7 protein-coding genes and 2 tRNA genes are annotated in these 9,808 nt (G+C 69.2%); 7 read left to right on the top strand and 2 right to left on the bottom strand.

Going from position 1 to position 9,808, the window contains the following annotated elements; translation table 11 throughout:
* Positions 1–153: 153 nt before the first annotated feature.
* On the top strand, positions 154–549 hold the full coding sequence (locus GBZ26_RS22290; protein ID WP_174440736.1) for a hypothetical protein: 396 nt from the start codon (positions 154–156) through the stop codon (positions 547–549).
* Between the two features lie 319 nt (positions 550–868).
* Here GBZ26_RS22290 and GBZ26_RS22285 read toward each other — a convergent pair whose 3' ends face one another.
* Both GBZ26_RS22285 and GBZ26_RS22280 read right to left on the bottom strand, forming a co-directional pair.
* Positions 869–1,351, bottom strand: coding sequence for a MarR family winged helix-turn-helix transcriptional regulator (locus GBZ26_RS22285; RefSeq protein WP_174440735.1), 483 nt, complete (start codon positions 1,349–1,351; stop codon positions 869–871).
* A gap of 117 nt (positions 1,352–1,468) precedes the next feature.
* Positions 1,469–1,657 (bottom strand): hypothetical protein, encoded by a 189-nt coding sequence (locus GBZ26_RS22280; RefSeq protein ID WP_174440734.1) that lies wholly within the window; start codon positions 1,655–1,657, stop codon positions 1,469–1,471.
* Here GBZ26_RS22280 and GBZ26_RS22275 point away from each other — a divergent pair.
* The 6 genes from GBZ26_RS22275 to treZ all read left to right on the top strand — a co-directional run.
* Complete coding sequence (locus tag GBZ26_RS22275; protein WP_174440733.1) at positions 1,656–1,922, top strand: hypothetical protein; 267 nt, start codon at positions 1,656–1,658, stop codon at positions 1,920–1,922. The genes GBZ26_RS22280 and GBZ26_RS22275 overlap by 2 nt on opposite strands.
* Positions 1,923–2,192: 270 nt before the next feature.
* Positions 2,193–5,072: a hybrid sensor histidine kinase/response regulator gene (locus GBZ26_RS22270; protein WP_174440732.1), complete on the top strand. Its 2,880-nt coding sequence runs from the start codon at positions 2,193–2,195 to the stop codon at positions 5,070–5,072.
* A 298-nt stretch (positions 5,073–5,370) separates the two neighbouring features.
* Positions 5,371–5,457 (top strand) — tRNA-Leu (locus GBZ26_RS22265).
* A gap of 30 nt (positions 5,458–5,487) precedes the next feature.
* A tRNA-Ala gene (locus GBZ26_RS22260) sits at positions 5,488–5,563 on the top strand.
* A 252-nt stretch (positions 5,564–5,815) separates the two neighbouring features.
* On the top strand, positions 5,816–6,130 hold the full coding sequence (locus tag GBZ26_RS22255) for a hypothetical protein (RefSeq protein WP_094303269.1): 315 nt from the start codon (positions 5,816–5,818) through the stop codon (positions 6,128–6,130).
* 80 nt (positions 6,131–6,210) lie between these two features.
* Positions 6,211–9,808: malto-oligosyltrehalose trehalohydrolase (treZ, locus tag GBZ26_RS22250; protein ID WP_174440731.1), on the top strand; the 3,598-nt coding region annotated here is incomplete at its 3' end.

Below are 9,808 nucleotides of genomic sequence, written 5' to 3'. Positions count from 1 at the left end.
CAACGGGGCCGAGGCCGTCCGCACGGCGATGTGACGCCGTCGCGCAGGCGCACGCTTCTGAGAACGCAGAAAAGGCGCCGTCTCGACGGCGCCTTTTTCGTACCCATCTTTCTTACGGCGGCGCCCTGTCCCGCGCCGCGGCGGAGGTGCGCCATGATCCCCTTTCCGGCTTCAGCGCGGCTGTGCGCGCTGCTCCTGCCCGTCCTTCTGACGACCCCGGCTCCGGTGTTCGCCGGCGGCTGGCATGGAGGGAACTTCTTCGGCTTCAGCATTTCGCTGCCGCTGGCCTTCGGCTTTCCGCCCCCCGTCTATGCTCCACCGCCGCCCGCAATCTATCCGCCCGCAATCTATCCGCCCGTGGTCTATGCACCGGTTCCCCAGCCCGTTCCGGCAGCACCGTTGGCGACCCGGACCTCGCCCACCTATCTTGGCCCCGGCGGGCGCTCTTGCCGCGATTTCCAGATGCCCGGCGTCGTCGGCGGACGCCCCGCGACGCTGGTCGGAACCGCCTGCCTGGACCCGGATGGGCAATGGCGGGTGGTCGGCTGACAGCATGGGCTGCGGGCGGGCAACTCTATCCGCAATATCGGGATATCCCCAGAAGCTGTGGGTAACTCTGTGAGCGAATCCAGGGGCAACCTGTGAGCATGGCCGTGAATCCACGGCCCTGACCAAATTGCCTAAATTTCAGGCACTCTTGAAATGGCGGAATTGCCTGACTTTTGTGGGTTTTAACGGTTTCAGAGGGCTCCGGAAAAACAAAAAAGCAACATTCGGAGAGTCAAGGGCGCCGTTCAGGGTGATGTGCATAACCTGGGCTAACCCAGACCATTCGCCCCGCCCACCGTTTCAGACGCAACACCGGTGCTCACACGCACAGGCGGGCCAGCAGGTCGGCCAATCGGCTCCGTTCGTCCGCCGACAGGCGCCCGGTCAATTCGGCCTCCGCCCGCGCGATGGCCGGTCCGGCCGCCTCCACCACGTGGCGCCCGCTGTCGGCCAGTCTGACGAGGTTGCGGCGGCGGTCGAGGCTGTCGGGACTGCGCAGGAGATAGCCGCGGTCGATGAGCCGCACCACCACCCCCTGCATCGTGGCGGGGTCCATCGCGATGCTGCGGCCCAGGTCGATCTGCGACATCGGCCCATGCTGGTGCAGCGCCGCCAGCGCCGCCCATTGCGGCGCCGTCAGGTTGAAGTCGGCCAACGCGTCGCTCAGCATCGCCGTGGCGCGCTGATGGACGCGACGGATGCGGCTGTGGATGGACTCGGCAGGGACGGTGCAAAGGGCGACGTCGCACCCCTCCCTGCCGTCGGCGGTATCGTTGCCGGCCATTTCGGTCGGGAGAGCCATGAACGCGGCGGCCTCGTGTCAATGAACGACACTTTGGCCTTTAGCACCGATCTGTGTCGGTTGTGTTTCAGGAGAGGCTTACTACGTTACCGATTTGAAATTTGACGAATGCCCAAATCACTCCGCCGCTTCATGGACCGCCAGCGCCACCCCGTCGCGGGCCTCCCGCCGCTCCAGATCGATGAGTTCGACCATCCGGCGTTCCACGGCGACCAGATACTCGCGGGTTTCCAACCCACGGCATTCCCGGCTATGCCGGCGCAGCAAGGTGATGGCCTGATAGGAGGGAGTGCGGCTCCACGGCATGGTCGGCTCGCGCGGATGGATGGTGGCGGGGGCACCTATTACAATGGAGAAATATTACGCGAATGCGAGCGGCGCCATGAAAATTCTTCGTTGCGCATGGGACCCAGCTTTGCTCGGAGCGGTTACGCAGGGGGAAGCCCAGGCGCCTTACGAGCAAGTCTGCGTGCCGGACCGGATTCCTCTAGGGGAAGCGATGAGCATGGGCATGCCCAAAACGTTGATGGTTGCGAGCGCCCTCGCCTTTCTGGTGACGGTGACGTCGTGATCCGACGCCCCTGCGCGCCATCGTGACCAACCTTGCGCTACGCCCTGGCCGGCTTCCTTCCCCGGCACCGCTGAGGAGCACGCCGGTTCCGAAGCAAAATGGAGTTATCCGGCCCGTTAATCATTGCATCTCCGTCCCCATGTGGCATGAACACCCTGTGGAGTTTGAAGAACATCCACCGCCGACGGCCCTGTCCCGGCTGCCGCCTGCGCCGGTTCGGCCTGTCCGGACGCAAGGGTGGCGGTTCTCCTTCATCAGATTCTCTTGGCAATGCCACATTATCTGCGTCTGTTTCTTTTGCTCGTGGCGGCCGTGGTGCCGCTCGCGGCGCTCCAGTTCATGACGCAGCACAGCCTGCGGCAGGATCGGGAGAACGAGGTGCGGAACGACACCCTGCGCCTTCTCGACCTGCTGGACGCCGAGCAGCAGCGCATCGCCGCGGAGGCGCGGCAGGTGTTGGCGACCATCGTCGAATCCGGCGTGCCGCAGGCCGGAGCGGCGGACTGCCAGCCGACCATGGACCGGCTACGCGCCCGCTATCCCGCCTATCTGTCGGTTGAGGTGGCCGACCGGGAAGGCCGGGTGTGGTGCGCGACCGATCCGGTTTCGCTGGGCGTCAATCTCGGCAGCATCCGCACGTTCCAGAACGCGCTGACCACCGGCGCCTTGACGGCGGGGGAGTACGGGCTGCGCGATCCCAACCGGCGCCCCATCCTGCCCTTCCGGCTGGCCTACCCAGCGCCGGCCGGCGAGCCGGGCGGCGTGGTGACGGTGCTTCTCGACGCCCGCTGGCTCGAGGAAAATCTGGGCAGCCGCCCCCTGCCTCCGGGCATGGAAATTGTGATCGCCGACCGCCAGGGCCACATGGTGGCCCGCGTGCCGGAGGCGCCCGACGCCATCGGACAGCCTCTGCCCGCGGCCATGCTCCAGGCCATGCATGCGGCGCGGGGAACACGGTCGGCGGCCGTCTTCGACACCGGCGGAACGGAGCGGATGGTGGTGTCCGCCCCCCTGGACACCGGCACCCGCGAATCGATGATCGCCATCGGGATCGACCGCGATGCCGCGACGCGCCCGGTCCGGGACACCATGGTCTTTTCGCTGGCTCTGTTCGGCGGGGTTCTTCTGCTCACCTGCCTGGGGGCCGCCTGGGGCATGCGGCAATTCCTGCGCGTGCGCGAACGGATGCTGGAAACCGTGGTCGAGAAGGCGTCGGTCCTGGAGAGCACGACGGACGCCGTGGCCGAACTCGACCGGTCCTGGCGGGTCGTCTTCGTCAACGAGCGGGCACGGACCCTGCTGCCCGATTCCGGGAACGCCATTGGCCGGAACGGACGCCAAGCCTTCGCGGAACTGATGGCCGGCGAGTCCGGGCGGACGCTGCAGCAGGCCATGGAGAGCCGCGAAGCGGTGGAATTCGAGACGCAAGGGCCGCGCAGCGGCGTCTGGTTCGCCGTCCGCGCATTCCCATCGCGCAAGGGATTGGCCCTCTACTTCCGGGACGCCACGGACCGCCGGCGCCTGGAGGACGAGCGCACGCTCCTGACCCGGCAACTCGAGGCGGAGCGCAGCCTGCTGACGGCCATTCTGGACCATCTGCCCTCGGGGCTGCTGGTGGCGGAGGCGCCGACCGGACGGATCGTCAAGGTCAACGACACGGCGCTTCGCCTGCTCGGCGGACCGCCGCCTCCCGCCGCCGGCTGCGGCTGCGACGGCACGCGGGCCTGCAACGGCGGCGCCTGCTTCGGCGATGGGCGTTGCCCGCTGTCCCGCGCCCTGCGTCAGGGCGAGACGGTGGAGCAGGAGGATTTCCCCTACACCCGGCCCGACGGCACCGCCATGACCCTGTCGGTCAGCGCCACCCCGGTTCGTGCCCCGGATGGGCGGGTGACGCTGGCGATCTGCACGTTGCGCGACGTCGGCGAGCGCAAGGCGATGGAACTGGCGCTCCAGCGCGCCAAGGAGGAGGCCGACGAGGCCAACCGCGCCAAATCGAAGTTCCTCGCGGCGGCCAGCCATGACCTGCGCCAGCCGATGCAGTCCATGTTCCTGTTCACCGGCATCCTGCACCGCTTCATTCGCGACGAGCAGGGGCAGCGCAGCCTGGAAATGCTGGAGCGCGGCCTGGACACGCTGAAGGGGCTGCTGGACAGCCTGCTGGACGTGTCACGGCTGGACGCCGGGGCGGTCGATCCGCGCGTGGAGCCCTTCCCCCTGAACAATCTGCTGGACGAGATCGCCGCCTCCTACGCGCCGATCCTGGAGAGCAAGAAGCTGGCCTTCCGCATCGTGCAGGACCGCACGGCGACGGTGCGCAGCGACCGCGTGCTGCTGGGCCGCATGGTGCGCAACCTGGTGGAGAACGCCGTCAAGTACACCGAGCGCGGGGCGGTGCAGATCGCCGTCCGGACCTTGAACGACACGGCACAGGGCGGTCTGGCGCGGATCGAGGTCAGCGACACCGGAATCGGCATCCCGCCCGACCAGCTGACCCGGATCTTCGCGGAGTTCCACCAGATCAACAACCCGGAGCGGGACCGGGCGCGCGGGCTCGGGCTCGGGCTCGCCATCGTGCAGCGCCTGTCGGCGATCCTCGACCATCCCGTGGAGGTGAAATCCCAGCCGGGCCGCGGCTCCGTCTTCGCCATCACCGTCCCTTTGGCCGCCGTGGAAGCGCCGCCGCCGCCGCCGCCGACCGCCTCCCTCTTCACCGGCGGCCGCGACGCCCCGCGTGCCCTGCTGGTGGACGACGACGCCATCGTCCTGCTGGGGCTGCGCGACATGTTCCGCGAATGGGGGTACGAGGTGCTGATTGCCGGCTCCGCCGACGAGGCCGTGGCAAAGGTCGAGGCGGACGGCCGCATGCCCGACGTGATGCTGGTCGATTACCGCCTGCGTGAAGGGCGCATCGGAACGGAGGCGGTGGTGCGCGTCCGCGCCATGGCGGGATGGGATGTGCCCGCCATGATCCTGACCGGTGAAGCCGGTCCGGAATGCGAGACGGACGCCGCCGCGCATGGGCTGGAGGTGGTCCGCAAGCCGGTGACGCCGCGCCAGCTCCGCCGTGTCCTCGACCGCGCCATGGCGAAGCAGCCCAGAAGGACGGCGGACAGCATGGCCGGCGCGGAGGGGGAGCGTCTGCCGCTGTAGAGGCTCCCGGCACCCGCAAAAGAAAGCGGCCCGCCGTCCAGACGAACGGCGGGCCCTTGAGGTGCAAAACAGGGAGGCACACGCCCTTGGGGCAAAGTCAGAGTAGCAGCGGCGCCCACCCCGCGCGAAAGGGGGAAAGACGTAGCATCCGGCGCACCGGGGGTGCACCGAAGGGGGGTGCACCCCCCTTCCCGGAAAAATGACGGCAGCGATAGATTTCGCTTGAGCCGCGACGCCCACAAGGCTATATCAGCGCTCCCGCGTCGCCCCAAGGGATGCGGGACAAAGAGCAGACGATGCGCTTGTGGCGGAATTGGTAGACGCGCTAGGTTCAGGTCCTAGTGGCTGAAAGGCCGTGGGGGTTCGAGTCCCTCCAAGCGCACCAACACTTCTTGTGTTGGTCTGATCGACAAGTGGGGCCATAGCTCAGCTGGGAGAGCGCTACAATGGCATTGTAGAGGTCAGGAGTTCGATCCTCCTTGGCTCCACCATCATGAAGCCAGCAACCTTGACGGGTTGCTGGCTTTTCCTTTTTCCGGCCCCCTGCTTTCGCTCTGACTCTGACAAGGCCTCCCCGGGCTTTCGGGAGCAGGCGCTCCAAAGCGCTTTTGAATGCGGACCGCCTTTGAAAGCGTCGACGCCCTCTACCTCCCGTTCAGTTGACGGGGCATCGGCTTGCGGCGGCGGCACAATGGGCCATTTTCAGTGTTTCAAAGCACAGATGCCGTCAGGAGCGTGCCTTCATGAATCCCCGGTTGCTCGCCGAGGTGTTGGAACCCGTGCTGAACGCCGCGGAGAAGGATGACGCGGCGATGCTCGACGCCGTGAATCTGTCGGCGGAGGCGCTGGCCGCACTCGGTGCGGTCATTCTCGACCGCGACGGGCGCCCGGCCGACGGCGTGTCCGATGAACGCGCGGTGGTCGCCGCGCTCAACACCCACGCGCATACGCTGATGCAGTGCGGGCGGCTCGACGACGTGGTCGAGGCGCTGCAACTGGCCGAACGGGTCGGCCGGCTGGGCCGCCTGCCCCACCATCCGCGCATGTCCGACGGCTAGCCACCTACGGTCAGGCGCGAGGAACACCGCACCGCCCCGGTTGTTGTGCGAGCCGTGCCGCCCAACAGGGGAGACGTGTCTTGCCGACAGCGCCCAAATCAAACGCTTTTTCCGGCCCCATCGAGGGCGAGGCCCTGTCCCTGCTTCAGGACAAACTGCTTCCCGGCTTCCTGACCGGACGGCGCTGGTACGCCGCCAAGGACGCCGGCACGCCCACCGTCCGCATCGTCGATGCGCTGCCGCTTCCGCTGGCCTCCGGCTCCGCCCAGCTCTGCCTGCTGCGGGTGGAGGCGCCGGGGCGCGAGCCCCAGCTCTACCAGCTTCCCCTGGTGCTCGACCGCGGCGGCCAAGGCGACGGGGGGCAAGGCGACGGCGGCAAGGCCGGCAGCGCCGATCCCTTCGCCATCGCCGGCCCCGAGGCGCTCCCCTGGACGGGCGGCCTGCGCGACGGCTACGGCGACGAGGAGGTGGTTCGCGCCCTGCTCGACGGCATCCGCAAGGGCGGTGAGAACGGCGGCCTGCGCTTCGGGCAAAGCCGCACGCTCGATTCCGTGAAGGGCGCGCTGGGCACGGACGCCCCGCTGCGCTGGACCGGGGTGGAGCAATCCAACACCTCCGTCCGCGTCGGCGACGCGGCGATCCTGAAGGGGCTGCGCAAGCTGGAGCCCGGTATCCATCCGGAGTTGGAGGTCGGGCGCTTCCTGACCGAGGTCGCCAACTTCCGCAACACCCCGGCCCTGCTGGGCTGGGTGGAGCGCACGGGAGACGGCGAGGCCGCCACCCTGTGCATCCTGCAGGAGCTGGTCCCCGACGCCCGCGACGCCTGGAGCCACGTCACCGCCGCCCTGGCGGAGCGCGTCGAGCGCTTCGAGGACGACACGGCGGACGACGTCGCACTGATGACCTTCATGCGCCGGCTGGGCCGCCGCACGGCGGAGATGCACCGGGCATTGGCCACCCCCGGCGGCGGCGACGCCTTCACGCCGGAGCCCGTCACCCCCGCCATGCTGAAAGGCTGGGCGGACGGCGTGCGCAGCCTCGCCCGCCGCGTGCTGGGCCAACTGCGCGAGGCCGCCCCGCGGCTGAACGCCGACATCGCCCCCTACGCCGCGTCGCTGGCCGACAGCGAGGCCACGGTGATGCGCCAGATCGCGACCCTGACGCCGCCGCGCGGGACCTTCCACGCCATGCGCCTGCACGGCGACTATCACCTGGGGCAGGTGCTGGCCGGCAAGGACGACCTGTTCATCGTCGATTTCGAGGGCGAGCCGATGCGCCCGCTGGCCGAACGGCGGGCCAAGCACTGCATTCTGCGCGACGTGGCGGGGATGCTGCGCTCCATCACCTACGCCGCCGCCGGAACGCGGGCCGCCCTGCCCGCCGACCTGGACGAGACGGCGCGCGGCGCCCGCACCGCCTGGCTGAACTGGTGGGAGGGGGAAGCCGCATCCGCCTTCGTCGCCGGCTACCGCGAGGCTATCGGCGATTGCCCGGGCTGGCCCGCCGACGCGGCCACAGCCACGCAGCTTTTGAAACTCTTCCTGCTGGAAAAGGCGCTCTACGAGATCGGCTACGAGCTGGCGAACCGGCCCGACTGGCTGGCCATCCCGCTGGCCGGCGCCATCGGCATCCTCAGCGCCGACGCCGGGCCGGAGGTGGCCGACCGCGAGTCCGGCCCGGTCGGGCTGGCCGCCCCCGGCGCCACCCGCCTCGGCGAGGCGCGGGCCCACGCCATGCCCTTCGGCGCGCAGGTGCAGCCCGACGGCTCCGTCCGCTTCACCCTGTGGGCGCCGGGGACCGAGCAGGTCTCGCTGTGGCTTGAGGACACCCAGGCCCTGCTGCCCATGGTGCGCCGGGCCGACGGCTGGTTCGAATGGACCACCGCCCAGGCCCAGGCGGGCACCCGCTACCAGTTCGAGCTTCCCGACGGGCTGCGCGTGCCCGACCCGGCCTCCCGCCACCAGCCCGACGACGTGCACGGGCCGAGCGAGGTGATCGACCCCACCGTCTACCGCTGGTCCGACGCCGCCTGGACCGGCCGCCCCTGGCACGAGACGGTGCTGTACGAGCTGCACGTCGGCACCTTCACCGAGGAAGGCACCTTCCGCGCCGCCATCGACAAGCTCGACCATCTCGTGGAGCTGGGCGTCACCGCCATCGAGCTGCTGCCGGTCGCCGATTTCCCCGGCGCCCGCAACTGGGGCTACGACGGGGTGCTGCCCTACGCCCCGGACGCCGCCTATGGCCGCCCGGAGGATCTGAAGGCGCTGGTGGACGCCGCCCACGCCAAGGGACTGATGGTCTTCCTCGACGTCGTCTACAACCATTTCGGGCCGGACGGGAACTATCTCCACGCCTACGCCAAGGCCTTCTTCACCGACCGGCACAAGACGCCCTGGGGCGACGCCATCAACGTGGACGGGCCGCGCAACGCCACCGTGCGCGACTATTTCATCCACAACGCGCTCTATTGGATCGAGGAGTTCCACATGGACGGGCTGCGCTTCGACGCGGTCCACGCCATCCTCGACGACAGCGACAAACTGTTCCTCCAGGAGTTGGCGGAGCGCGTGCAGGACGCCGTGCGCTGCCGCCGCCAGGTCCATCTCGTGCTGGAGAACGACGAGAACGAGGCCCACCTGCTGGAACGCCATCCGGAGGGCGATCCGCACTGGCACACCGCGCAGTGGAACGACGACCTGCACCACTGCCTGCACGTCTGGGCGTCCGGCGAAGATGCCGGCTATTACGCCGACTACGCCGGCGACGCGGTGAAGCTGGCCCGCGCCATGGCCGAGGGCTTCGCCTTCCAGGGCCACGCTTCCTCCTACCGCGGCGGCGAGGCGCGCGGCGAGCCCTCCGCGCACCTGCCGCCGACCGCCTTCGTCACCTTCATCCAGAACCACGACCAGATCGGCAACCGCGCCTTCGGGGACCGCATCACCCGCTTCTCGCGGCCCGAGGCGGTGCGGGCGGCGAGCTCGCTCTATCTGCTGGGGCCGGGCATCCCGATGCTGTTCATGGGCGAGGAGTGGGCCTCCGCCCGCCCCTTCCCCTTCTTCTGCGACTTCGCCGACGAGCTGGCCGAGGCGGTGCGCAACGGCCGACGGGAGGAGTTCGCCAAGTTCCCGGAATTCCAGGACCCGAAGGTGCGCGACCGCATCCCCGACCCGACCGCTCCGGAGACCTTCCAGTCGGCCAAGCTCGACTGGGACGACCGTGAAACGGGCGCGCACGGGGAGTGGCTGGACTGGTACCGCCGCATCCTGGCGGTGCGCCGCAAGGAGATCGCGCCGCGGCTGGAGAACGCGCCCGGCGGTGCCGCCGCCCACGAGGTGATCGACGGGCGGGGCATCCGCGTCTCCTGGCGGCTGGGCGACGGTAGCCGCCTGCATCTGCTCGCCAACCTGTCCGACGCGCCGGTAACGGGCATGGGCGAGGCGGTGGGCCGCGTCCTATGGACCGAGGGTAAGGGCCTCGACGCCGGAACCATGGCGCCGCGCTCCGTCCTGTGGACCATCGAGGAGACGACGGCGCTCGACCGGCTCGGCGAGCGGATGGGGATTGAGACGCACTACACCGGGGCGTCGGGCGAGACCATCCAGGCGTCGGAGGGCACCATCCGCGCCCTGCTCGCCGCCATGGAGGCTGTCTCTTATTCACCTCTCCGGGCCCCCC

The organism is Azospirillum formosense, assembly GCF_013340925.1.
GTDB classification, from domain to species: domain Bacteria; phylum Pseudomonadota; class Alphaproteobacteria; order Azospirillales; family Azospirillaceae; genus Azospirillum; species Azospirillum formosense.
This window is presented reverse-complemented; position numbering and strand designations above follow the sequence as displayed.

What these genes read in the sequence shown, in the direction of transcription:
- GBZ26_RS22290 (WP_174440736.1), top strand. Translation starts at nt 154, where the DNA reads ATGATCCCCTTTCCGGCTTCAGCGCGGCTGTGCGCGCTGCTCCTGCCC.
- GBZ26_RS22285 (WP_174440735.1), bottom strand. Translation starts at nt 1,351, where the DNA reads ATGGCTCTCCCGACCGAAATGGCCGGCAACGATACCGCCGACGGCAGG.
- GBZ26_RS22275 (WP_174440733.1), top strand. Translation starts at nt 1,656, where the DNA reads ATGGTCGGCTCGCGCGGATGGATGGTGGCGGGGGCACCTATTACAATG.
- GBZ26_RS22280 (WP_174440734.1), bottom strand. Translation starts at nt 1,657, where the DNA reads ATGCCGTGGAGCCGCACTCCCTCCTATCAGGCCATCACCTTGCTGCGC.
- GBZ26_RS22270 (WP_174440732.1), top strand. Translation starts at nt 2,193, where the DNA reads ATGCCACATTATCTGCGTCTGTTTCTTTTGCTCGTGGCGGCCGTGGTG.
- GBZ26_RS22255 (WP_094303269.1), top strand. Translation starts at nt 5,816, where the DNA reads ATGAATCCCCGGTTGCTCGCCGAGGTGTTGGAACCCGTGCTGAACGCC.